The 487-nt window shown below is 64.9% G+C and carries 1 pseudogene; it reads right to left on the bottom strand.

Features of this window, described 5'->3' with window-relative positions:
• Window positions 1-308 (bottom strand): annotated as a pseudogene (locus ACWGS9_RS35325) (integrase); the annotation flags it as partial.
• Window positions 309-487 lie beyond the last annotated feature (179 nt).

Genomic DNA, 487 nt, shown 5'->3' on the forward strand with positions numbered 1-487 from the left:
ACCGGATCCCACAGATGATGGGCGACGAATTTTATCAATAAAGCCTCCGGCGCGGGCCAAGGCAGCGAAAAACCGGTCGCGGCAAGACACCAGGCCTCGAGATAGCCGAGATCCGAGGCCAGCGCGCGCAAGGAATTGTCGCCCATGCCTTGCGTGGCAAGGTGGCGTAGCGTGTCGACATCATCGTCGGTCAGAATCTCGGCGAGGATTGCACGACGGCCAAACGGCAGCACGGCGTCCAGGGCATCGAGCGCCGCGGCACGACGCAGCGTGTCGTCGGAAGCGGGCTTGGGCAGACGCGCGTCCATGGCCGGGCTCAAAACAGATATTTGTTGTCGGCCCAGGCGAGCAGCACCGCCGCATCCTGGTTGGACAGGCGGACGCGCCCGGCGCGCAGGGCGTCGGCGACAGCGTCGCCGATGTCCGGATCGACCCAGTAGCCATGCGTCATCAGAAAAAACCAGGCAAAACGCAGGCCGACCGCGGC

The organism is Mesorhizobium sp. Arg314, from assembly GCF_053714275.1.